At 69.6% G+C, this 21,957-nt stretch carries 18 protein-coding genes; 15 read left to right on the top strand and 3 right to left on the bottom strand.

Annotated features, from left to right (window positions below; translation table 11 throughout):
• Positions 1 to 64: 64 nt before the first annotated feature.
• Positions 65 to 1,915 (top strand): dihydroxy-acid dehydratase, encoded by a 1,851-nt coding sequence (gene ilvD / locus OG876_RS39040; protein ID WP_328521754.1) that lies wholly within the window; start codon positions 65 to 67, stop codon positions 1,913 to 1,915.
• Here the strand turns inward: ilvD and OG876_RS39035 are convergent.
• The 3 genes from OG876_RS39035 to OG876_RS39025 all read right to left on the bottom strand — a co-directional run bounded on the left by OG876_RS39035 (position 1,912) and on the right by OG876_RS39025 (position 3,207).
• A complete protein-coding gene (locus OG876_RS39035) occupies positions 1,912 to 2,214 on the bottom strand; it encodes a type II toxin-antitoxin system PemK/MazF family toxin (protein ID WP_131288663.1) in 303 nt (100 codons plus the stop codon). The two genes, ilvD and OG876_RS39035, sit on opposite strands and share 4 nt — an antisense overlap.
• Positions 2,214 to 2,450: a ribbon-helix-helix domain-containing protein gene (locus OG876_RS39030; protein WP_328521753.1), complete on the bottom strand. Its 237-nt coding sequence runs from the start codon at positions 2,448 to 2,450 to the stop codon at positions 2,214 to 2,216. Before OG876_RS39030 ends, OG876_RS39035 begins: the two co-directional genes overlap by 1 nt.
• Before the next feature lie 85 nt (positions 2,451 to 2,535).
• Entirely contained in the window at positions 2,536 to 3,207 is a 672-nt protein-coding gene (locus OG876_RS39025) for an LON peptidase substrate-binding domain-containing protein (protein WP_328521752.1), read from the bottom strand.
• A 101-nt stretch (positions 3,208 to 3,308) separates the two neighbouring features.
• On the opposite strand from OG876_RS39025, the gene hisD reads away from it, so the two are divergent.
• From hisD to OG876_RS38955, 14 genes are all read left to right on the top strand, one after another.
• Positions 3,309 to 4,634 (top strand): histidinol dehydrogenase, encoded by a 1,326-nt coding sequence (hisD, locus tag OG876_RS39020; protein ID WP_328521751.1) that lies wholly within the window; start codon positions 3,309 to 3,311, stop codon positions 4,632 to 4,634.
• The gene (locus OG876_RS39015) at positions 4,634 to 5,752 is read left to right on the top strand and encodes a histidinol-phosphate transaminase (RefSeq protein ID WP_328521750.1); all 1,119 of its coding nucleotides are present in this window, start codon (positions 4,634 to 4,636) and stop codon (positions 5,750 to 5,752) included. The genes hisD and OG876_RS39015 overlap by 1 nt, the downstream gene beginning before the upstream one ends.
• Positions 5,749 to 6,348 carry an imidazoleglycerol-phosphate dehydratase HisB gene (gene hisB, locus OG876_RS39010; RefSeq protein ID WP_328521749.1) on the top strand — a complete coding sequence of 200 codons (600 nt, stop codon included), beginning with the start codon at positions 5,749 to 5,751 and terminating at the stop codon, positions 6,346 to 6,348. Before OG876_RS39015 ends, hisB begins: the two co-directional genes overlap by 4 nt.
• Positions 6,345 to 6,986, top strand: coding sequence for an imidazole glycerol phosphate synthase subunit HisH (hisH, locus tag OG876_RS39005; protein WP_328521748.1), 642 nt, complete (start codon positions 6,345 to 6,347; stop codon positions 6,984 to 6,986). Before hisB ends, hisH begins: the two co-directional genes overlap by 4 nt.
• Before the next feature lie 120 nt (positions 6,987 to 7,106).
• The gene (locus OG876_RS39000; RefSeq protein WP_328521747.1) at positions 7,107 to 8,498 is read left to right on the top strand and encodes a glutamate decarboxylase; all 1,392 of its coding nucleotides are present in this window, start codon (positions 7,107 to 7,109) and stop codon (positions 8,496 to 8,498) included.
• 17 nt (positions 8,499 to 8,515) lie between these two features.
• Positions 8,516 to 9,808, top strand: a complete 1,293-nt coding sequence (locus OG876_RS38995; protein ID WP_328521746.1) for a DUF2254 domain-containing protein — start codon at positions 8,516 to 8,518, stop codon at positions 9,806 to 9,808.
• A complete protein-coding gene (cydD, locus tag OG876_RS38990) occupies positions 9,795 to 11,456 on the top strand; it encodes a thiol reductant ABC exporter subunit CydD (protein WP_328521745.1) in 1,662 nt (553 codons plus the stop codon). The genes OG876_RS38995 and cydD overlap by 14 nt, the downstream gene beginning before the upstream one ends.
• 8 nt (positions 11,457 to 11,464) lie before the next feature.
• Positions 11,465 to 13,165, top strand: coding sequence for a thiol reductant ABC exporter subunit CydC (cydC, locus tag OG876_RS38985; protein WP_328521744.1), 1,701 nt, complete (start codon positions 11,465 to 11,467; stop codon positions 13,163 to 13,165).
• Positions 13,166 to 13,237: 72 nt separating this feature from the next.
• Positions 13,238 to 14,635 (top strand): cytochrome ubiquinol oxidase subunit I, encoded by a 1,398-nt coding sequence (locus tag OG876_RS38980; RefSeq protein WP_328521743.1) that lies wholly within the window; start codon positions 13,238 to 13,240, stop codon positions 14,633 to 14,635.
• A 21-nt stretch (positions 14,636 to 14,656) separates the two neighbouring features.
• Positions 14,657 to 15,640 (top strand): cytochrome d ubiquinol oxidase subunit II, encoded by a 984-nt coding sequence (gene cydB, locus OG876_RS38975; RefSeq protein WP_328521742.1) that lies wholly within the window; start codon positions 14,657 to 14,659, stop codon positions 15,638 to 15,640.
• A 57-nt stretch (positions 15,641 to 15,697) separates the two neighbouring features.
• Positions 15,698 to 17,275 carry a GMC family oxidoreductase gene (locus tag OG876_RS38970; protein ID WP_328521741.1) on the top strand — a complete coding sequence of 526 codons (1,578 nt, stop codon included), beginning with the start codon at positions 15,698 to 15,700 and terminating at the stop codon, positions 17,273 to 17,275.
• Positions 17,276 to 17,311: 36 nt separating this feature from the next.
• Positions 17,312 to 18,688 carry a glucose-6-phosphate dehydrogenase gene (gene zwf, locus OG876_RS38965; protein WP_328521740.1) on the top strand — a complete coding sequence of 459 codons (1,377 nt, stop codon included), beginning with the start codon at positions 17,312 to 17,314 and terminating at the stop codon, positions 18,686 to 18,688.
• A gap of 15 nt (positions 18,689 to 18,703) precedes the next feature.
• The gene (locus OG876_RS38960; protein WP_328521739.1) at positions 18,704 to 20,059 is read left to right on the top strand and encodes an NAD(P)/FAD-dependent oxidoreductase; all 1,356 of its coding nucleotides are present in this window, start codon (positions 18,704 to 18,706) and stop codon (positions 20,057 to 20,059) included.
• Positions 20,056 to 21,951, top strand: a complete 1,896-nt coding sequence (locus OG876_RS38955; protein WP_328521738.1) for a glycoside hydrolase family 15 protein — start codon at positions 20,056 to 20,058, stop codon at positions 21,949 to 21,951. The genes OG876_RS38960 and OG876_RS38955 overlap by 4 nt, the downstream gene beginning before the upstream one ends.
• Positions 21,952 to 21,957: the final 6 nt, after the last annotated feature.

Genomic DNA, 21,957 nt, shown 5'->3' with positions numbered 1-21,957 from the left:
TACCGCCATCCGGACGGGCGTGGCACCATCGGACAGGTCGTCTACGTAGCAAGGAGATGTCGTCGTGCCCGCTCTGAGGTCCCGTACCGTCACCCACGGCCGCAACATGGCGGGCGCCCGCGCGCTCATGCAGGCCTCCGGGGTAGCCCGCGAGGACTTCGGCAAGCCGATCATCGCGGTGGCGAACAGCTTCACCGAGTTCGTCCCCGGCCACACCCACCTCGCGCCGGTCGGCCGGATCGTGTCCGAGGCGATCCACGCGGCCGGCGGGATCGCGCGCGAGTTCAACACGATCGCCGTCGACGACGGGATCGCGATGGGCCACGGCGGCATGCTCTACAGCCTGCCGTCCCGGGACCTGATCGCCGACTCGGTCGAGTACATGGTCGAGGCGCACTGCGCCGACGCCCTGGTGTGCATCTCGAACTGCGACAAGATCACCCCGGGCATGCTGAACGCCGCCCTCCGGCTGAACATCCCGACCGTGTTCGTCTCCGGCGGCCCGATGGAGGCCGGCCGGGCCACGCTGGTCGACGGCACCGTCCGCAAGCTCGACCTGATCGACGCGATGTCCGAGGCCGTCAACGAGAACGTCTCCGACGCCGACATCCTGCGGATCGAGGAGAACGCCTGCCCGACCTGCGGCTCGTGCTCGGGCATGTTCACCGCGAACTCGATGAACTGCCTGACCGAGGCGATCGGCCTGTCGCTGCCGGGCAACGGCTCGGTGCTGGCCACGCACACCGCGCGCAAGGCGCTGTACGAGAAGGCCGGCGAGACCGTCGTACAGATCACCAAGCGGTACTACGACAACGACGACGCGACCGTGCTTCCGCGCAACATCGCCTCCCGCGAGGCGTTCGGGAACGCGATGGCGCTGGACATCGCGATGGGCGGGTCGACGAACACGATCCTGCACCTGCTCGCGGCCGCGCAGGAGGCGGAGGTCGAGTTCGACCTGGACGACATCAACGCGGTGTCGCGCCGGGTGCCGTGCCTGGCGAAGGTCGCGCCGAACGTCGCGCCGGGCGGGACGTACTACATGGAGGACGTGCACCGGGCCGGCGGCATCCCGGCGATCCTCGGCGAGCTGCACCGGGCCGGACTGCTGAACGAGAACATCCACACCGTGCACAGCGACTCGATCGACGAGTGGCTGAAGACGTGGGACCTGCGCGGCGGCTCGCCGTCGCCGGAGGCCGTCGAGCTGTGGCACGCGGCGCCGGGCTGCAAGCGCTCGGCGACCGCGTTCTCGCAGTCGGAGCGGTGGGAGACGCTGGACACGGACGCAGCTGGTGGCTGCATCCGCGATCTGGAGCACGCGTACTCCAAGGACGGCGGACTCGCCGTACTGAAGGGCAATCTGGCCGTCGACGGCTGCGTCGTGAAGACGGCCGGTGTGGACGAGTCGATTTGGACCTTCCAGGGTCCTGCGGTGGTGTGCGAGTCGCAGGAGGAAGCGGTCGAGAAGATCCTGGCGAAGCAGGTCCAGCCGGGTGATGTCGTGGTGATCCGTTACGAGGGACCCAAGGGCGGGCCGGGCATGCAGGAGATGCTCTACCCGACGTCGTTCCTGAAGGGCCGCGGCCTGGGCAAGGTGTGCGCATTGGTCACCGACGGCCGCTTCTCCGGCGGTACGTCGGGCCTCTCGATCGGTCACGCCTCACCTGAGGCGGCCTCCGGCGGCGCGATCGCACTCGTCCAGGACGGCGACCAGATCAAGATCGACATCCCGGGCCGCTCGATCGAGCTGCTGGTGGACGAGGCCGAGCTGACCGCGCGCCGCGAGGCCCTCGGCGGCGTCTACGCCCCTCGCGCCCGCGACCGCAAGGTGTCCCAGGCACTCCGCGCGTACGCCGCGATGGCGACCAGCGCCGACAAGGGCGCCGTACGGGACGTCTCCAAGCTGGGTTAGAACTCCAGGTCGAAGGCGAGGTTGATGGCTTCGGCGAGGGCTGGCTCCTGGTCGGGGTGGAGGTAGCCGATCAGGCGGCCGAGTTGGGCCTTCGGGATGGTCTGGATGTTGTCGCAGGAGATGGCGCTCGGGTGATCGAGGCCGTTGTCCGGGCCGACCAGGACTTCGGTGGACAGACCGCGGATGGTGCTGGTGATCGGGGCGACCGTCACGTTGGTGAGGCGTGGACGGATCAGCTCGCGGGTCAGGACCACGACCGGCCTCGGCTTGTCCAGCCGGGCGATGTGGAGCGGACGCATCAGTCGAGGTCAGCGAGCACAGTGCCGGCGGCCGCGGGGGCGAGGCCTTCGAGATCCGGGTAGTCGCCGTGCTCGGTCAGGATGGCGAGGTCGCGGGCGGCGAGCTCCCGCCGGCGCTCGCGCTCCATCGCCCGGGCGACCACGGACGCCCGGCTCGTCGCCTTGTCGGTGGCCACGAGTTGGTCCATGAAGTCGACCAGCTCATCCGGCAACCGCACAGTGATCTGCTTGCTCATACCAACACCATACCGCCCTGGGATTCACTTCGGTAGCGCCGTCTGTTCATCGCAGGTCTGCCACAGCCGCGCAGCCGCGGTCCGGTCAGTTCGGGGACATCGTCGACCAGTTGATGAGGTCGGTCGCGGGGAGGGAGGGGAGGGCCGCGATTGCGGCGAGCTCGCTGTCGAGGAGGCCGACCAGCTGGACCAGGCGGGACGTGGTGTCGGTGGCTTCGAGGAGTTTCTGGCGGTCGGGGGTGAGCAGCGTCATCGCGGCCGACATCAGGAACGAGAGCGTGCTCGGGTCGTCGGGCAGCTCGCCGATGTGCAGGCCGGGCCGGCTGATCTCGGTGACGGCCTCGGCGTACCGGCGGAAGCGGGCCATGGCGATCGTCGCCGAACCCAGGGGATCGTCGCCGAGGTCCTCGTCCAGCCACTCGACGTCGGCGACCAGATAGTCACCGCCGCCGTCCAGCTCGGCCACCTTGAACCGCCGGTTGCCGGTCAGCGTGATCTCCACCGGGCCGTCGTCGTCCGGGTCCAGGCTGATCTCCGAGATCGTCGCCGCGCAGCCGGTCCCGTACAGCGACCGGAACACCCGCTCGCCCAGCTCGTACCCGTCCCGGACGGCGAGGGCGCCGCAGACCAGTTCGCCACCGTTCTCGACCAGGTCGCGGACCACCGCGCGGCCCTGGACGTCGGTCACCGGAATGGGGAGCACCAGCCCGGGGAAGATCACCGTCTCGACAGTGAGCAGCGGCAGGCGCGAGTCCATACCAATGAGCCTAGGCCATGCCGCCCCCCGATCACGCCTCGTGACTGCCACCTTGTGGATACGGCGCAAGCTCAGCGGGGCGTCACCACTAGACTGAGGCCATGATTCGCCGCGTCGACCTGCGGGGCCGAGTGGCGGCCGGAGAGGTGTCCGACCTCCAAGCCGAAGTGAACGCCCTCGTCCCCCGAGCCGTGTTCGACGTCGAGAAGGCTCTCGACGTCGTCCGACCGATCTGCCTGGACGTCCGCCATCGTGGACTCGAGGCGATCAGGGAGTACGGCGAGAGGTTCGACCATGTCCGGGTCGAGGACATCCGGGTCCCGGCCGACGCGCTGAAGACGGCGCTGGAGGAGCTCGACCCCGAGGTGCGATCGGCCTTCGAGGAGTCGATCCGCCGGGTCCGCGAGGTCAGCCAGGACGAGCTCACCCCCGACATCGCCTCCGAGCCCGCGCCCGGCGGCCGGGTGACCCAGCGCTTCGTCCCGGTCCAGCGCGTCGGGCTGTACGTCCCGGGTGGTCGCGCGCCCCTCGCGTCCAGCGTGGTGATGAACGTCGTACCGGCGCAGGTGGCCGGCGTCCCGTCCCTGGCCGTGGCTTCGCCGCCACAGAAGGAGTACGGCGGACTGCCGCACCCGACGGTGTTGGCGGTGTGTGCGCTCCTCGGGATCGAGGAGGTGTACGCGATGGGTGGCGCCCAGGCGATCGCCGGCTTCGCCTACGGCTTCGACGGCTGCCGCAAGGTCAACCTGATCACGGGACCCGGCAACATCTACGTGGTCGCGGCCAAGCGGTTCCTGCTCGGTGAGGTCGGCATCGACTCCGAGGCGGGCCCGACCGAGATCGCGATCCTCGCCGACGACACCGCCGACGCGCAGCACGTAGCCGCCGACCTGATCAGCCAGGCCGAGCACGACCCGATGGCCGCCAGCGTGCTGGTCACGCCGTCCGAGGCCCTGGCTGCCGCTGTGGAAGCCGAACTACCGGTCCAGGTCGCGAAGACCAAGCACCAGGACCGCGTCACCGAAGCGTTGACAGGTCAGCAGTCGGCCGTCGTACTGGTCGACGACCTGGAGCAGGGCACGGCTGTCGTCGACGCGTACGCCGCGGAGCACCTGGAGATCCAGACCGCGGACGCCGAGGAGCGGGCCGGCCTCATCACCAACGCCGGCGCGATCTTCGTCGGCGGCTGGTCGCCGGTCTCCCTCGGCGACTACTGCGCCGGCTCCAACCACGTCCTCCCGACGGCCGGGTGCGCCTGCCACTCGTCCGGCCTGTCGGTCCGCAGCTTCCTGAAGGCGGTCCACGTCATCAACTACTCCCGCGACGCGCTCCAGGAGGTCGCCGGCCACGTGGTCGCGCTGGCCCACGCCGAGGACCTGCCCGCCCACGGCGCCGCGGTGTCGGTGCGCTTCCCCGGGGAGAACTGATGGGCCGCTTCGACGGGCTGCCGATCCGCGACGAGCTGAAGAGCTTCGAGCCGTACGGCGCCCCGCAACTCGACGTCCCGATCCTGCTGAACGTCAACGAGAACCCGTACCCGCCGAGCGAGGAGACCGTCGCCGACATCGCCGCGGCGGTCACCGTGGCCGCTCGCGGCATGAACCGCTACCCGGACCGCGAGTTCCTCGACCTCCGCGCGGATCTCGCGGCCTACCTGGACCGTGAGTCCGGCGCGCAACTCACGGCCGAGCAGGTGTGGGCGGCCAACGGGTCCAACGAGGTCATGCTGCATATCCTGCAGGCCTTCGGCGGCCCCGGGCGGACGGCGCTCTCCTTCGCGCCGACGTACTCGATGTACCCGGAGTACGCCCGGGACACGAACACTGCCTGGGTCACCGGCCGCCGGGCCGAGGACTTCACCCTCGACCAGAGCAAGGCACTGGCCGCGATCTCCCGGCATCACCCGTCCGTCGTCCTGCTCGCCTCGCCGAACAACCCGACCGGTACGGCGCTGCCGATCGACGTGGTCGAGGCGATCGCCGCCCGGACCGCCGCGATGGGATCCGTCCTGGTGGTCGACGAGGCGTACGCCGAGTTCCGCCGGACCGGGACTCCGAGTGCGGTGACACTGTTGCCGACGTACCCGAATCTCGCGGTGGCGCGGACGATGTCGAAGGCGTTCGCGCTGGCCGGCGGCCGGGTCGGATACCTTGCCGCGAGCAAGCAGTTGGTGGACGCGCTGCGGATCGTCCGGTTGCCGTACCACCTGTCCGCGGTGACGCAGGCGGTCGCGCGGGCGGCCCTGCGGCACTCCGACGAACTGCTCGGCCGGGTCGAGCAGTTGCGGGTCGAGCGGGACGAGACGGTCGACTGGCTGCGGTCACTGGGCCTGCGCGCGGTCGACTCGGATGCGAACTTCGTGCTGTTCGGCACGTTCGCCGATCGCCACGCGGTCTGGCAGTCGCTGCTGGACGACGGCGTACTGATCCGCGAGACCGGACCGGACGGCTGGCTGCGGGTCTCGATCGGCACCAGCGAGGAGATGGCCGCGTTCCGCGCCTCACTGGAGCGCGTCCTCAAGACAGACACGGGAAGGCTGACATGAGCCGCACTGCGCGGATCGACCGGGAGACCAGCGAGTCGAAGGTCCTGGTCGAGCTGAACATCGACGGCGAGGGCCGCGCCGACATCTCTACCGGCGTCGGGTTCTACGACCACATGCTCAACGCGCTGGCCAAGCACGCGCTGCTCGACCTGCACGTGAACACGGTCGGCGACCTCGAGATCGACGCGCACCACACCGTCGAGGACACCGCGATCGGCATCGGCCAGGCGCTGCGTGAGGCGCTGGGCGACAAGCGCGGGATCCGCCGGTTCGGCGACGCGACCGTGCCGCTGGACGAGGCGCTCGTGCACTGCACGGTCGACCTGTCGGGGCGCCCGTACTGCGTGCACACCGGCGAGCCGGACGGTCAGGTGTACGCGATCATCGGTGGCGACTACGCCGGCTCACTGACCCAGCACGTGTTCGAGACGCTCGCGTTCAACGCCGCGATCTGCATCCACATCCGGGTGCTGTCCGGCCGCGACCCGCACCACATCGTCGAGGCCCAGTTCAAGGCCTTCGCCCGGGCGCTGCGGGCGGCCGCCGAGCTGGATCCGCGGCAGCCGGGGATCCCGTCGACCAAGGGCGCCCTGTGAGCAAGAAGGTCGTGCTCCTCGACTACGGATCGGGCAACATCCGGTCGGGGGAGCGGGCGCTGCAACGGGTCGGCGCGGACGTCAAGGTCACGTCCGACTACGACGAGGCGCTGAACGCCGACGGTCTGCTGGTCCCCGGCGTCGGCGCCTTCGAGGCCTGCATGACCGGCCTCAAGGCGGTCCGTGGTGACGTGATCGTCGACCGGCGGCTGAGCGGTGGCCGCCCGGTGCTCGGCATCTGCGTCGGCATGCAGATCCTGTTCGCCCGCGGCATCGAGCACGGCGTCGAGACCGAGGGCTGCGACCAGTGGCCGGGAGTGGTCGAACGGTTGCAGCCCGCGAACGGCGAGCCGGTCCCGCACATGGGCTGGAACACGGTCGACGTCCCCGCCGAGACGTCGTTGTTCCAGGGGATCGAGAAGGAGCGGTTCTACTTCGTCCATTCCTACGGTGTCCGCGCGTGGGAGCTCCAGGACGCGCGGGCCTCGGTGACACCGGCCGTCACCTGGACGTCGTACGCCGGTGACCGGTTCGTCGCCGCGGTCGAGAACGGTCCGCTCAGTGCGACCCAGTTCCACCCCGAGAAGTCCGGCGACGCCGGCGCCGAACTCCTGGCCAACTGGGTCCGCGCACTCTGACCGCCGCGCCGACGGACGACGGCTGCCTCATGCGGAGCGGGTGACGACGTGCCGGGCGCCCGGGTGTGGGATGGATCGCGGCGGCAACTCGTGTCGCCGCGACCGAGGGGTGGATCGGCGATGACCGGGATCAGCAGCACAACGAAAACCGCGACCGGCGACATGGCCGTCATGCCACGGTTCACGAGGGACACCGTGCTGACGGTTCCCAAGGACCGAATGCCGGATGACGAGATGCTGCCGCAGTCGGCGTACCAGCTCGTCCGGGACGAGGTGATGCTGGACGGCAACGCCCGGTTCAACCTGGCTACGTTCGTGACCACCTGGATGAACGACGAGGCGGACCGGCTGTACGCCGAGACGGTCGACAAGAACATGGTCGACAAGGACGAGTACCCGCAGACGGCGGAGATCGAGGCCCGGTGCGTGCGCATGCTCGCCGACCTGTGGAACGCGCCGGACACGACCGACGCGATCGGGACGTCGACGACGGGCAGTTCCGAGGGCTGCATGCTGGGCGGCCTCGCCCTCAAGCGGCGCTGGCAGCACGCGCGTCGCGCCGCGGGTAAGCCCTTCGACCGGCCCAACCTGGTGATGGGCCAGAACGTGCAGGTCGTCTGGGAGAAGTTCGCCGAGTACTGGGATGTCGAACCGAGGTATGTGCCGCTGGAGGGCGACGACCTCTATCTGACCGCCGACCGGGCCCTGCAGTTCGTCGACGAGAACACCATCGGTGTGGTCGCCATCCTCGGTTCGACGATGGAAGGCAGTTACGAACCGGTCGAGCAGATCTGCGCGGCGCTGGACGAACTGGAGGAGCGGACCGGACTGAACGTGCCGGTGCATGTCGACGCCGCGTCCGGTGGCTTCGTCGCTCCCTTCATCCAGCCCGACCTGGTGTGGGACTTCCGGTTGCCGCGCGTGGCGTCGATCCAGGCGTCCGGTCACAAGTACGGGCTCGTCTATCCGGGCGTCGGCTGGGTGCTGTGGCGGCACAGCGAGAACCTGCCCGAGGAGCTCGTCTTCAAGGTGAACTACCTGGGCGGGAACATGCCGACGTTCGCGCTGAACTTCTCCCGGCCCGGCGCGCAGGTGCTGCTGCAGTACTTCCAGTTCGTGCGACTCGGCCGGGACGGTTACCGGCGGATCCAGCAGACGTGCCAGGACGTCGCCGTACACCTCAGTGACGCGATCAAGGAGATGCCTGAGTTCGAGCTGGTCTCGGACGGACGGGACCTGCCGGTGTTCGCGTTCCGGGTGGCCGACGGCATCACGAAGTACACCGCGTACGACGTCTCGCGGAAGCTGCGCGAACGGGGCTGGCTGGTGCCGGCGTACTCGATGCCGCCGAACCGGGAGGATCTGGTCGTCCTGCGGGTGGTCGTGCGGAACGGATTCAGTCACGACATGGCCGACCTGTTCCTGCGGGACGTGCGGATCGCGGTCGACTGGCTCGACGGGCTGGAAACCCCGATGCCGCAGGAGGAGACGCCGGCCGGGTTCCATCACTGACCGGACAGCGACCGGTGATGTCCTGGACGGGTGCCTTCCGGGCGCGCCAGTTCGTTCGGCAGAGCCTCTGGGTGGTTCCGCTGCTCGGCGGGGTGGCCGGCGTGGTGCTGTCCGGGGTCGACCTGTGGGTCGAGGGCTTGATCGACCTGCCACCGTCCTGGTCGTACTCCGCGGGCACCGCGAACAGCGTGCTGTCGGCCGCTGCCGGCGCGATGGTCGGGCTGATCGGGTTCGTGGTCACGATCGGCGTGCTCGTCGTGCAGATGGCGACCGGCACGCTGTCGCCGCGCTTCATGCGGCTGTGGTACCGGGACCGGTTGCAGAAGTTCGTGCTGGCGGCCTTCACGGCCACGTTCACCTTTGCCTTCGCGTTGTTGCGCCATGTGGAGTCCGACTCCGTGCCTGATCTGGGCGTTTCCCTGGTCGGGCTGGCCGTCAGTATCGACCTGGTCCTCCTGCTGCTGTACTTCGACCGGTTCGTGCATGCCTTGCGGCCGGTCGCGGTCGCGGCGGCGATGGCCCAGGCCGGTCTGGCGATCGAGGCCGAGGAGGACGGCCTCGTCGCATCCGCCGAGAACGCTGACCAAGGGGCCGGACGGGGTGAGCCGGACGCACGGATCCTGGCACCCCGCTCGGGCGCCATCCAGGATGTCGACATCGCGGACCTCGTCCGGTACGCGGCGGCTCGCGGCCTGGTCTGCGTCATACCGCACACGATCGGTGACTTCGTCACCGCGGGGACCGTGCTGATGGAGGTTCACGGGGCGGCGAGCGAGACCGATCTGCGGCGATTGCGCGGGATGGTCTCGCTGGGCCGTGAGCGCACGATCGACCAGGACCCGGCCTTCGCGCTGCGCATCATGGTCGACATCGCCATCCGGGCGCTGTCGCCGGCGGTCAACGATCCCACCACGGCGACCCAGGTGCTCAACCACATCGACGATCTGCTGCTCGGGATCGGCTCGTCCGATCGAGCCTTCCGGGGAACCGCGCTCGACGCCCACGGGCAGGTCCGCCTGGTCGTCCGGACCCGTAGCTGGTCGGAGTACCTCGACATCGGCGTCACCGAGATCCGCCAGTACGGCGCGGTCTCGCCGCAGATCTGCCGCCGATTGCGGGCCATGCTCGAGGATCTGCGTGACGGGGTCCCGCTCGCACGCCGGGCGGTAGTGCAGTCTCAACTCGACGCGCTGGACCGGGCGACCGACGCGGCGTTCGCCGACCCGGTTGAGCGGGCGCTGGCGCGGATGAGCGACCGGCAGGGCCTTGGCGCCACCCGGTCCGGTGAGACCTCCGATGCCCGCGGTTGATCGGAGACTGATCGCGCGGACGCGGGCCGTCCGGGCGTTGTTGCTGTGGTCGGTCGCGCTCGGGATCGCGACCGCTGCCCTGGTCGTCACGCAAGCCTGGCTGCTGGCCGAGTTGCTCTCCGCGTCGTTCCAGGACGGCGCGAGCGTCCACGGGTTGCGCGGTCCGCTGCTCGTCCTGCTAGGCGTCGTCATCGGTCGCGCCGTGCTCGCCTGGTGGGCCGAGCTGATGGCGCACCGGTCCGGGACCCAGGCCAAGGCGGAGCTGCGGATGACCCTGCTGCGGCACGTTGTCGCCCTCGGTCCGGCGTGGCTCACCCGGCACCGCACGGCCGAGCTCGAGTCCCTCGGCACCCGCGGTCTCGATGCTCTCGACGGCTACTTCACCCGCTACCTGCCGCAGTTGGTGCTGGCGGTCGTCATCCCTGCTGCCGTCATCACCGCGGCCGTGACCCAGGACATCGTGACGGCGGCGATCATCGCCGTCACGGTTCCGCTGATCCCGCTGCTGATGGCCGTCGTCGGCGCCGGTGCCCGGACCCGCGCGGCCAAGCGCCTCGTCATCCTGCAGCGTCTGGGCGGCCACTTTCTCGACAGCGTCGCCGGACTGACGACGCTCAAGGTGTTCGGGCGGGCGCGCGCCCAGGCAGACCTGGTCCGCCGTACGACGGACGACTTCCGCGCGGAGACGATGGGCACGTTGCGCGTGGCCTTCCTGTCGTCTCTGGTGCTGGAGCTGCTCGCGTCGTTGTCGGTGGCAGTGGTCGCGGTTGCGGTTGGCATCAGGCTCGTCAGCGGCGACCTGGACCTGTCCACCGGGCTGTTCGTGCTCATCCTCGCTCCGGAGGCCTACCTTCCGCTGCGCACCCTGGGGGCGAGCTTTCACGCCAGTGCGGATGGGGTGGCCACCGCGGACCAGGTGTTCACGGTGCTGGACAGCCCACTTCCGGAGGTCCGTTCGGGCGCAGGAGTCCCGGACTGCCAGTCGGTGGAACTGCGCGTGGACCAGGTTTGCGTGAGCTATCCGGACCGGGCCGAACCTGTGCTCGACCGGGTCAGTCTGTCTGTCGGCGCAGGGGAAGTGGTGGCCTTGACCGGGCCGAGCGGCTGCGGCAAGTCGACCATGATCAACGTTCTCCTGGGCTTCGTCGCCCTGGACTCCGGGCGAGTGACGGTCTGCGGGCAGGATCTCGGTGGGCTCGATCTGCACGCTTGGCGCCGCAACGTGGCATGGGTCCCGCAACGGCCCTACCTGCTGGCCGCGAGTCTGGCCGACAACATCAGGCTCGGCCGGCCGGATGCCTCCGAGGACGACCTCCTGCGAGCGGTTCACGACGCGGGGCTTGCCGAGGTGGTCGGCCGGCTGCGGCACGGACTCGCGACACCGCTGGGCGAGCGGGGCGCAGGTCTGTCCGCAGGTCAGCGGCAGCGCGTCGCTCTGGCCCGGGCCTTCTTGATGGATGCAGCGTTACTCCTGCTGGACGAGCCAACGGCCACTCTGGACGGAGAGACCGAGGCGTCGGTCCTCGATGCCGTCGACCGGCTGACCGCCGGCCGTACCGCACTGATCGCCGCACACCGGCCGGCTCTGGTCGCTTTGGCGGACCGGGAGATCCGGTTGGAACCGACGGCCGCGGTGGGACAGCGATGATTTCCGGCATGACCACCCGGCTGGCCGCGGCCACCCTGCTCGGCGCGGGTGGCGCCGCCGCCGGCCTCGGCCTGTCGGCGACCGCCGGCTGGCTGGTGGCGCGCGCCTCCGAGCAGCCCAACATGGCCGCCCTGGGGCTCGCCGTGGTCGGAGTGCGGTTCTTCGGGATCAGTCGCGCGCTGCTGCGGTACGCCGAGCGCCTGGTCGGGCACGATGCGGCGTTCCGGGCGCTGGCCGACGTGAGGATGCGGGTCTACCGCAGGCTCGAGCGCCTGGCCCCGGCCGGCCTGCCGGCTTTCCGGAGCGGCGACCTGCTGGCTCGTTTCGTCGACGACGTCGACTCACTGCAGGACCAGATGCTGCGCGTGGTCCCGCCGTACGTCGTCTTCGCCGCCGCAACCGGGTTGACGGCCGGACTGGTCGGGTCCCTCGTGCCGGTCGCGGGCATCCTGGTCGTGGCCGCCGCGCTGCTCTGCGCGACGGTCGTTCCACTCCTGGCCCGGCACCTGGTCCGGCGGTCCGAGGCGCGCCGGGCAGAGACCCGCGGTGAACTGTCGACCGCCGTGGTCGACCTGGTCCAGGGAGCGCCCGATCTGATCGCGTACGGCGCCGCGAACGCGCAGCTGCGCCGGGCCGGGCGGGCCGATGCCGAGCTGACCAGGGTGGCCGGCGCGGCTGCTCGAACCGCAGGCACCGGCTCGGGGCTCACGACGATGCTCGCGGGCCTGTGCGTCTGGGCCGTGGTGGTGGCCGGGATCGTCGCCGTCGACGACGGCAGGCTCCGCGGTGTCCTGCTCACCGTCGTCGTTCTGATGTCCTTGACCGCCTTCGAGTTGGTCACCGGACTGCCGCAGGCCTTCGCGATCCACGAGCGGGTACGGCGTTCCCGGGACCGGGTCGACGTGCTCCTGGCGGCCGATGACCCGGTCCGCGAACCCAGTGATCCGGCGCCGATGCCGGCCGCGCCGTACTCGATCCGGCTGCGCGATGTGCGCGCTCGCTACGGGTCCGGACCGCTCGCGCTCGACGGGATCGACCTGGACCTGGCGCCCGGAGAGATCGTCGCGGTGGTCGGACCCAGCGGGGCCGGGAAGTCCACGCTGGCCGCCGTCCTGCTGCGGTTCCTCGATCTCGAGTCCGGTTCGGCCACTCTGAACGGGATCTCTGTCGCCGACCTGGACCCCGACGCCGTCCGGCAGGTCGTCGGGGTGGCCGGCCAGGACGCACACGTCTTCGATCGCACGATCGGTGACAATCTCCGGCTGGCGCGACCGGACGCGACCGAGGTGGAGCTGCGGGCGGTCCTGGCAGCGGTCGGTCTGCTGGACTGGGTCGACGCTCTGCCCAGAGCCCTGGAGACCGAGGTCGGTGAGCACGGCGCCCGGCTCTCCGGCGGCCAGCGACAGCGGCTCGTCGTCGCGCGCGCCCTGCTGGCGGACTTCCCGGTGCTCATCCTCGACGAGCCGACCGAGCACCTCGACACCGCGGCGGCCGACACGCTGACCGCCACCCTGCTCGCCGCGGCCGCCGAACGCAGCATGTTGCTCATCACGCACCGGCTGTGCGGCCTGCAGGCCGTCGACCGGATCCTGGTGCTGGACGCCGGTCGGGTGGTAGAGGCGGGCACGCACGCGCAGCTGGTCGTGGCCGGCGGGGCGTACGCGCGACTCTGGGCGGAGGAGCAAGCGCATCTCATCCAGCCGGAGTGATGCGCTGACCGTGCCTCTCGGGCGAGCCTGCCCGGAGACGACGAACGCTTCCGACGAGGGCGAAGGCCTGCGATGGACCCGACCGACCTGGCACGCATCCAGTTCGCGACCACGAGCATCTACCACTTCGTATTCGTTCCCGTGACGATCGGGCTGGCCTTCCTGGTGGCCGTACTGCACACCCAGTGGTACCGATCCGGCCAGGAGGACCACAAGCGGCTGACCCGGTTCTTCGGGACCCTGCTGCTGATCAACATCGCCGTCGGCGTCGTCACCGGGCTGGTGCAGGAGTTCCAGTTCGGCATGAACTGGTCGGCGTACTCGCGGTTCGTCGGCGACGTCTTCGGCGCGCCGCTGGCGATGGAAGGGCTGGCGGCGTTCTTCCTGGAGTCGACGTTCCTGGGGTTGTGGCTCTTCGGCTGGAACGTGCTGCCCCGGCGGATCCATCTCGCCACGATCTGGCTGGTCGCGGTCGGGGCGTCGCTCTCGGCCGCGTTCATCATGGCCGCGAACTCGTGGATGCAGCACCCGGTGGGCTATACGACCAACGCCGAGACGGGGCGGCCGCAGCTCAGTTCGATCGGCGACCTGTTCACGAACCCCGTGTTCGTCTGGGGCTACATCCACGTGATCCTGGCCTCGCTGGTGACCGGGGCCGTCCTGATGCTGGCGGTGTCCGCGTGGCAACTCAGGCGCACCGAGCACGGCGGGCTGTTCCGTCGCTCGGCCAAACTCGCGATCGTCGTCCTGCTCCCGGTCTCGATCCTGGCGCTGGGGGTCGGCAGCCACCTGGGCGTGATCGAGGCGAGGTACCAGCCCATGAAGATCTCGGCCGCCGAGGCACAGTGGGAGACCTGCCAGCCCTGCTCGTTCTCCTTGTTCCAGGTCGGCGGCGGCAGGAACGACGAGACCCCGACCCAGCTGATCGAAGTTCCCCATCTGCTGTCCCTGCTCGCCACCGGCACCTGGAACGGCGAGGTGGAGGGCCTCAACGAACTGCAGGCGGCCGACGTTCAGCAGTACGGCGCCGGCAACTACGTGCCGAACGTGTTCATCCAATACTGGTCGATGCGGGTGATGGCCTACCTCGGCAGCCTGGTCACGCTGCTCGCCCTCTGGGGCGCCTGGCTGCTGTACCGCAAGAAACTCACGGCGTCGCGGATCTTCCTCGCCGTGGCGACCTGGGCGGTGCTGGCACCGGTACTGATGAACACCGCGGGCTGGATGCTGACCGAGAACGGGCGCCAGCCGTGGCTCGTCCAGGGGCTGATGAAGACCGCGGACGGCGTGTCCACCTCCGTCAGCACGACCGAGCTAGCGATCAGCGTCGGGGTGCTGGTGGCCGTCTACGTGCTGCTCGGGATCGTCTACCTCTTCCTGATGCTGCGCTACGCACGGCGCGGTCTCGAACTCGAGCACGCCGACGACGAGCCCTCTGGTGATCCCCGGACGCCGGCGATCACCTACTAGCGACTGACCCGGGAGGCGGGTGTGGGACTACCCGAGCTGTGGTTCGTGCTCATCGCGATCCTGTGGACGGGCTTCTTCGTCCTGGAGGGCTTCGATTTCGGGGTCGGGATGCTGCACCGCGTGGTCGGCCGGACCAGTCTGGAACGCCGGGTGGCCATCAACACCATCGGTCCGTTCTGGGACGGCAACGAGGTGTGGTTGGTCGTCGGCGGTGCGGCGATCTTCGCCGCCTTCCCCGACTGGTACGCCACCTGGTTCTCGGCGAGCTACCTCGCGGTCCTGCTGCTGCTGGTGGCACTGATCATCCGCGGCGTCTCCTTCGAGTTCCGCGGCAAGGTCGACCAGCCCGGTTGGCGCCGGCTGTGGAGCGGGACGCTGACCACCGGCAGCCTGCTGGCGCCGCTCGTGCTCGGGATCGCGCTCGGCGATCTGGTGGCGGGTCTGCCGGTCAACGCCGACGGTGAGTTCACGGGCACGTTCTGGGATCTCTTCACGCCGTTCGGGCTGTGGACAGGGCTGACGATGGTGGTGCTCTGTCTCATGAACGGGGCGACGTTCCTCGGTATCAGGACCACTGGTGAGCTGCGCGAGCGCGCACACCGCACTGCTCGATGGATCGGCTGGGTAGGACTCGTGGTGGTCACGGTCTTCGCGGTCTGGACCCTGATCGTCGCCGACCACGGCTGGGGACCGGTCGTCGTCCTGGTGGTCGCCCCGGCAGCCATGGTCGTCTCCGTCCTGGCAGTGCACCAGGAACGCGACGCCTTCGCGTTCATGCTGTCGGCGGCGGCGACAGTCTGTTCCGTGGCGGGACTGTTCGCCGCCCTCTACCCCCAGGTTCTGGTGTCCAGCACCGACCCCGCGAACAGCCTCACCGTGCAGAACGCGGCTTCGGGGAACTATGCGCTGACGGTGATGACCGTTGTCGCGGCGGTGTTCCTCCCGCTGGTGCTGCTCTACCAGGCCTGGTCGTACTTCGTGTTCCGTCACCGCTTGAGCACCTAGGTCACGTCATCCAACCGGGATGAGGCATCCGGCCCGTACTCGTCGAAGGCTGGAGACATGGCTGACGGTCAGCACTACGACGTGATCATCATCGGCACCGGAGCGGGAGGCGGCACACTGGCCCATCGGCTGGCGCCGTCCGGTAAGCGGATCCTGCTCCTCGAACGCGGCGACTACCTGCCGCGAGAACGCGAGAACTGGGACTCCACGGCGGTGTTCGTCCAAGGCCGGTACCGCGCACCGGAGTTCTGGTACGACGAGCACGGCCACGAGTTCCCGCCGGAGACCAACTACTACGTGGGCGGCAACACCAAGTTCTACGGCGCCGCCCTGTTCCGGCTGCGGCCGCAGGACTTCGGCGAACTGCGGCACCACGGCGGGGTCTCGCCGGCCTGGCCGCTGCGGTACGAGGACCTCGAGCCGTACTACACCGAGGCCGAGCATCTCTATCGGGTCCACGGCCGCCACGGTGAGGATCCCACCGAAGGTGCGGCCAGTGCGCCGTACCGGTTCGCGCCGGTCGAGCACGAGCCGCGCATCCAGCAGTTGAGTGACGACCTGGAGAAGCAGGGGCTGCATCCGTTCCATCTGCCGATCGGCGTCGATCTCATCCAGGACGAGCAGGGCCGGGCGACCCGGGACAGCGCCTGCATCCGGTGCGACAAGGTGGACGGGTTCCCGTGCGTGCTGCAGGCGAAGTCGGACGCGCAAGTTATCTGCGTCGATCCGGCGCTGAAGCACGAGAACGTCTCGATGGTGACGAACGCCCACGTGGTGCGGCTGGAGACGGACCCGACCGGACGAACCGTCTCGCAGGTCGTGACGGAGGTCGACGGGTCGACCGTCCAGTTCAGCGCGGACCTCGTGGTCGTCGCCTGCGGGGCGGTCAATTCCGCCGTACTGCTGCTGAAGTCGGCGAACGACCGCCATCCGCGGGGGCTCGCGAACAGCTCGGACGTCGTCGGCCGCCACTACCTGCGACACAACAATCTCGCGTTGATGGCGGTGTCGAAGGAGCCGAACCCCACCCTGTTCCAGAAGACCCTAGCGATGAACGACTGGTACCTCGGTGCCGACGACTGGGACTACCCGCTCGGCGGGATCCAGATGCTGGGCAAGTCCGACGCCGAGCAGGTCCGCAGCGGCGCGCCGCGCTGGGCCGGCAAGGTCTCACCGAACATGCCCTTCGAGACGATCGCCCACCACGCGGTCGACTTCTGGTTGTGTGGTGAGGACCTGCCGATGCCGGACAACCGGGTCACCGTCCGCGAGGACGGGTCGATCCAGCTCGCTCTCGACGAGAAGAACAACATCGAGGGCGTCAACCGGCTCAAGCACAAGTTGGAGGGCATGCTCGGCGAGCTCGGGATGCACGAGCACCGGCTGCTCGACCACAGCATCTACCTGCACAAGGGGATGCCCATCGGCGCCACCGCGCACCAGGCGGGCACGGTGCGGTTCGGCGACGACCCACAGAGCTCGGCCCTCGACGTGAACTGCAAGGCGCACGACGTCGACAACCTCTACGTCGTCGATACCAGCTTCTTCCCGAGCATCGGTGCGGTGAACCCTTCGCTGACCGCGATCGCCAACGCGCTGCGGGTCGGCGACCACATCCTCGACCGGCTCGGCTGAGAGCCCAGCCGACCCGGACTGGTGAGGAGAACCGCTATGCCGACCGCCGATATGGACGCCCTGGTCATCTTCGGTGCGACCGGTGACCTCGCGAAGCTGGAGACCTTCCCCGCCCTGGTCGGGCTGGTCGAGCGGGGTGTGCTCGACGTACCGATCATCGGGGTGGCCAAGAGCGGCTGGGGACTCGACCAGTTCCGCGCGTACGCGACGGCGTCGTTGCGGGCGAACGGGATCGACCCCGACAAGCCGGCGGCAGCCGGCATGCTCGGCCTCCTGCGCTACATCGACGGCGACCTCGACGACGCCGCGACGTACTCCGCGATGGCCGACGAGATCGGCGCCGGGAAACGAGCCCTGTTCTACCTCGAGGTGCCGCCGCCGCTGTTCGGCCGGATCGCCGAGGGCATCGCGGGTGCGGGCAAGGCCGACGGGGCCCGGGTGATGGTCGAGAAGCCGTTCGGCACCGACCTCGCCAGCGCCCAGGAGCTCAACGCGACCATGAACAAGGTCTTCCCCGAGGACGCCATCTACCGGGTGGACCACTGGCTCGGCCTGGACCCGCTGGAGAACGTGCTGTTCGCGCGTTTCGCCAACTCGGTGGTCGAACCGATGCTCAACCGCGACCACGTCGCGAGCATCCAGATCACCATGGCGGAGAACTTCGACGTGTCCGACCGCGGCAGTTTCTACGACCGCACGGGGGCGATCCGCGATGTTCTCCAGAACCACATGCTGCAGGTGCTCGCCTGTGTGACGGCCGATCCGCCGGGCCAGTTCCACGACGCGACCTGGCGGGCGCAGAAGTCCGCTGTGATCAAGTCACTGCGACCGCTCACCGCCGACGACACGGTGCGCGGGCAGTACGACGGTTACCTGGAGGTCAACGGCGTCGATCCCACGTCGCGGACCGAGACGTACGTCGCGATCCGGCTCGCTCTCGACACCTGGCGCTGGGCCGGCGTACCGATCGCGATCCGGGCCGGGAAATGCCTGCCGGTCACCGCGACCGAGGTGAGGATCCGCTTCCACCGCCCACCGCAGGACATCTTCGGGCTCGGGGACTCCAGCGCCGCGAACGAGTTACGGTTCCGGATCTGGCCGGAGAGCGAGGTCGGGCTCATCCTGTGCGGCAAGAAGCCCGGCGCCGGCTGGACCGCGCAGCCCGAGCACCTGACCTTCGCCGAGGTGGCGGGATCCGACCAGCGACCGTACGACCGGCTGATCGGGGCGGCGCTCCTGGGCCAGCAGTCGCTCTTCGCCGCGCAGGACACGGTCGAGGCCGCCTGGCGAGTGGTCGAGCCCGTGCTCGGTGACGTTGTCCCCGTCGTTCCGTACGCCAAGAACAGCTGGGGGCCGAAGGAGGCCGACGCCCTGCTGCCGCCCGGGGCGAGCTGGCATGACCCGGCCGGATGATCCGGGGGCCGGTCGATGAGCGAGCGAACCAGCAGTGGCGCCGGGGGCCGTCGCCGGGTGGTGATCGTGGGCGGGGGCTTCGCCGGCCTGTTCGCGGCGCGCGCGTTCCGGCGCCGACCGGTGCAGGTCACCGTCGTGGACCGCGCCGCCCACCACCTGTTCCAGCCCCTGCTGTACCAGTGCGCCACCGGCGTACTGTCCGAGGGCGAGATCGCGATGCCGCTGCGGGCGATCCTGCGCAGGTACTCGAACGTCGAGTGCGTGCTCGCCGAGGCGACGGGCTTCGACGTCGAGGCCCGCATCGTCCACGCGCTGCGGCCGACCGGCGGCGAGATCGAGTTCCCGTACGACGACCTGATCCTGGCCGCCGGCGTACGGCAGTCGTACTTCGGGCATGACGAGTTCGCCGCGTTCGCACCCGGTATGAAGACGCTGGCCGACGCGTTGCTGATCCGGCGCCGGATCTTCGGTGCGTTCGAGATGGCCCAATCCGCCACCGACCCCGAGGAGCGCCGGCGGTGGCTCTCGTTCGCGCTGGTCGGCGCCGGCCCGACGGGTGTCGAGCTGGCCGGGCAGATCCGTGAGCTGGCCACGTCGACGCTGAGCAAGCAGTTCCACCACATCGATCCCACCGAGGCCAAGGTGATGCTGTTCGACGGCGGCGACGCCCCGCTCGCGCCGTTCGGCCCGAAGCTGTCCGCCAAGGCCGCCGCCGCGCTGACCAAGCTCGGCGTCGAGCTCCACCTGGGATCGATCGTCACCGACGTCAGCGCCCGTGGGCTCGTGGTCCGCGGACCCGACGGCGCGAGTACGCCGTACGCGGTCGGGACCGTGCTATGGGCCGCGGGGGTCGCTGCGCCACCAGTCGCCGACATGCTCGCCAAGGCTGCCGGGGCGGAACAGGACCGGGCCGGGCGGCTCAAGGTCCAGCCGGATCTCACCCTGCCCGGCCACCCGGAGATCTCGGTGGTCGGTGACGTGATGAGCCTCGACGATCTTCCCGGCGTCGGCGAGGTGGCGATGCAGACCGGGTACTACGCCGCGAAGCGGATCAGGAACGAGGTGGACGGGCACACCGATCCGCCGAAGCCGTTCAAGTACCGCGATCTGGGCTCCGCGGCGTACATCGCGCGCGGTCAGGCGGTCGTCTCGGTCAGCCGGGTCCACCTGAGTGGGCGGATCGGTTGGCTGGCCTGGCTTGGCATCCACCTCGCCTTCCTGACCGGATTCCGCAACCGGTTCGGGGCGGTGCTCAGCTGGGCGATCGCCTTCAGCCGCGAGACCCGGCGCGAACGCGCCTTCACGATGCAGCAGGTCGCGCCGGGTGGCGTCGATCTTTACCGCAACCGAACGGGAGACGACTCCTCATGACCGACTACCCACGCATCGCCGACCACGGGTTGATCGGCGACCTTCAGACCGCTGCCCTGGTGGCAACGGACGGCTCTATCGACTGGTTCTGCTGTCCACGGTTCGATTCGCCGAGCGTCTTCGCGGCGCTGCTCGACCAGGAACGCGGCGGCTATTTCCGGACGCGGGCGACCGGCCCCGACGTCACCAGCCGGCAGCTGTACTTCCCGGACACCGCCATCCTGATCACCCGGTTCATGACCGAGGAGGGCGTCGGCGAGGTCGTCGACTTCATGCCGCCGGCCGGCAAGCAGCCCACCGCGAACCATCGGATCGTGCGGATCATGCGGTGCGTGCGGGGGCGGATCGCGTTCGAGGTGGACATCGCGCCCCGCTTCGACTACGGCCGCAAGGAGCACGAGCTGCAGGTGGTCGAGCCGGGGGCGATCTTCGCGACCGAGGATCTGAGCCTGACGCTGCACGTGGTCCGTGAGCCGGGTGACGAGCGGCTCGCGCAAGTCCGGGTGGACGGCGGCGACCTGCACATCGACTACGAGATGTCGGCCGGGCAGACCCGGGGGCTGGTGCTGGAGTCGGCGGCCGACGGACCACCGCGCGAGATCGGGGTCGCGGAGTTCACTGCCATGTTCGACGACGCGACCGCGTTCTGGCGCGACTGGTTGTCGCAGTCGACGTACACCGGCCGGTGGCGGGAGATGCTGCAGCGCTCGGCGATCACGCTCAAGCTGATGACGTACGCGCCGAGCGGCGCACTGGTGGCCGCTCCGACGGCCGGGTTGCCCGAGCAGATCGGCGGCGAGCGCAACTGGGACTACCGCTACACCTGGGTGCGGGACGCGTCGTTCTCCGTCTACGCGCTGCTCGGCCTCGGCTTCACCGAAGAGGCCGCGGACTTCTGCCGCTGGTTGCGTGACCGCGTGCAGGAGAAGGCCGGTGGGGGAGGCGGCCCGCTGAACATCATGTACCGCGTGGACGGGTCGTCCGATCTGACCGAGGAGTCGCTCGAGCACCTGGAGGGCTACCGCGGCTCCCGGCCGGTACGGATCGGCAACGGTGCCTCCGACCAGCGGCAGATGGATATCTACGGCGAGGCGCTGGACAGCATCTACTTCGCCGATCAGCACGGGATCGACCTCGATCTCCAGACGTGGGCGGCCCTGCGGGGCATCGTCGACTGGCTGACCGAGAACTGGGACCTGCCGGGGGAGGGGATCTGGGAGACCCGCGGCGGGCAGAAGGACTTCACCTACGGCCGCGTGATGAGCTGGGTCGCCTTCGACCGCGCGATCCGGCTGGCCGCCGAACGGGGCCTGCCCGGCTCGGTGGGCCTGTGGGTGACGACCCGGGACGCGATCCACAACCAGCTGATGCACCGCGGCTGGAACGAGAAGCTCGGGGCGTTCGTGCAGCACTACGGCGACACCGTGCTCGACTCGTCCATGTTGCGCATGGCAACAGTCGGCGCCATCGGGCCCACCGATCCGATGTGGCTGTCGACGCTGGACGCGATGGATGCCGAGCTGGTGGTCGACAGCCTGGTCTACCGCTACGACCCGGCCGCCTCACCGGACGGGCTGGCCGGTGACGAGGGCACGTTCTCGCTCTGTACTTTCAACTATGTCGACGCCCTGGCCCGGGCCGGCCGCCTCGACGAGGCCCGGCTGATCTTCGAGAAGATGCTCACCTACGCCAACCACGTGGGCCTGTTCTCCGAAGAGATCGGCCTGACCGGTCAGCAGCTCGGCAACTTCCCGCAGGCTTTCACGCACCTGGCCCTGATCGACGCGGCCATCACCCTGGATGCCGCGCTGGACCGCGCGAAGTCCACCCACCGGTACACCGCGGCGGGCATTCCGGCCCCACACCGGGCGGCGGACGCGGCGGCGACCTGACCGGCG

It is taken from the genome of Kribbella sp. NBC_00359 (assembly GCF_036097425.1).
Lineage (GTDB): Bacteria > Actinomycetota > Actinomycetes > Propionibacteriales > Kribbellaceae > Kribbella.
The sequence above is the reverse complement of the archived record's forward strand: the minus strand, read 5'-3'. Positions and strand labels throughout refer to the sequence as shown.

What these genes read in the sequence shown, in the direction of transcription:
- cydC (WP_328521744.1), top strand. Translation starts at nt 11,465, where the DNA reads ATGACCACCCGGCTGGCCGCGGCCACCCTGCTCGGCGCGGGTGGCGCC.
- OG876_RS38955 (WP_328521738.1), top strand. Translation starts at nt 20,056, where the DNA reads ATGACCGACTACCCACGCATCGCCGACCACGGGTTGATCGGCGACCTT.
- hisB (WP_328521749.1), top strand. Translation starts at nt 5,749, where the DNA reads ATGAGCCGCACTGCGCGGATCGACCGGGAGACCAGCGAGTCGAAGGTC.
- OG876_RS38970 (WP_328521741.1), top strand. Translation starts at nt 15,698, where the DNA reads ATGGCTGACGGTCAGCACTACGACGTGATCATCATCGGCACCGGAGCG.
- OG876_RS39015 (WP_328521750.1), top strand. Translation starts at nt 4,634, where the DNA reads ATGGGCCGCTTCGACGGGCTGCCGATCCGCGACGAGCTGAAGAGCTTC.
- OG876_RS38995 (WP_328521746.1), top strand. Translation starts at nt 8,516, where the DNA reads ATGTCCTGGACGGGTGCCTTCCGGGCGCGCCAGTTCGTTCGGCAGAGC.
- OG876_RS39025 (WP_328521752.1), bottom strand. Translation starts at nt 3,207, where the DNA reads ATGGACTCGCGCCTGCCGCTGCTCACTGTCGAGACGGTGATCTTCCCC.
- zwf (WP_328521740.1), top strand. Translation starts at nt 17,312, where the DNA reads ATGCCGACCGCCGATATGGACGCCCTGGTCATCTTCGGTGCGACCGGT.
- hisD (WP_328521751.1), top strand. Translation starts at nt 3,309, where the DNA reads ATGATTCGCCGCGTCGACCTGCGGGGCCGAGTGGCGGCCGGAGAGGTG.
- OG876_RS39035 (WP_131288663.1), bottom strand. Translation starts at nt 2,214, where the DNA reads ATGCGTCCGCTCCACATCGCCCGGCTGGACAAGCCGAGGCCGGTCGTG.
- OG876_RS38980 (WP_328521743.1), top strand. Translation starts at nt 13,238, where the DNA reads ATGGACCCGACCGACCTGGCACGCATCCAGTTCGCGACCACGAGCATC.
- cydD (WP_328521745.1), top strand. Translation starts at nt 9,795, where the DNA reads ATGCCCGCGGTTGATCGGAGACTGATCGCGCGGACGCGGGCCGTCCGG.
- OG876_RS38960 (WP_328521739.1), top strand. Translation starts at nt 18,704, where the DNA reads ATGAGCGAGCGAACCAGCAGTGGCGCCGGGGGCCGTCGCCGGGTGGTG.
- OG876_RS39030 (WP_328521753.1), bottom strand. Translation starts at nt 2,450, where the DNA reads ATGAGCAAGCAGATCACTGTGCGGTTGCCGGATGAGCTGGTCGACTTC.
- OG876_RS39000 (WP_328521747.1), top strand. Translation starts at nt 7,107, where the DNA reads ATGACCGGGATCAGCAGCACAACGAAAACCGCGACCGGCGACATGGCC.